Consider the following 558-nt stretch of genomic DNA (forward strand, 5'->3'; position numbering starts at 1 on the left):
GGAGGAGGGGAAGGAAGGGGAGGAGAGAGAAGAAAAGGGGAAAGGGGGAAAGGAGGGGAGGGAGAGAAAGAAAGGAAAGGGAAGGAAAAAGAGAGAAGAGGAAGAGAGGAAAAAAGAAGGAAAAGAAAGAAAGAAAAAGGGAAGGGGAAAAAGAGAAGAGAAAGAGGGAAAAGACAGAAAAGGGGGAGGGAAGAGAAAAAAAGGGGAAAGGGGGAGGGGGAAAAAGGAAGAAGAACGGGCAGCAGAGGAGGAGGAAAGAGAAAAGGCGGGGGAAAGAGGAAGGGAGGGAAGGAAGGAGAGGGAAAGGAGGAGGAAGGAGAAGGAGGGAGGGGGAAGAGGAAAGAAGAGGAGAAGAAGAGGGGGGGAGAGGGAGAGAGGGAGGAGAAGAGAAGGAGAAGAGGGAGAAGAAAGAGGGAGAGGAAGGAGGGAAGGGGGGGAGGAAGAAGGGAAAAAGAAGGGAGAAGAAGAAGAAAGGGAGGAAAGGAGGGGGGAGAAGGAAAAGAAAGGAGGGAAAAAGGGGGAGAAGAGGAAGAGAAAAGGAAAAAAAGAGGGGAAGGA

General features: G+C 51.1%; 1 protein-coding gene. It reads left to right on the top strand.

From position 1 onward, the window contains the following. Positions 1–558, top strand: a 558-nt coding sequence (locus HBO41_RS29950) for a hypothetical protein (RefSeq protein ID WP_178111072.1), incomplete at both ends; no start/stop codon positions are given.

The organism is Pseudomonas sp. WS 5146, assembly GCF_012985495.1.
Taxonomy (GTDB): Bacteria; Pseudomonadota; Gammaproteobacteria; order Pseudomonadales; family Pseudomonadaceae; genus Aquipseudomonas; species Aquipseudomonas edaphica.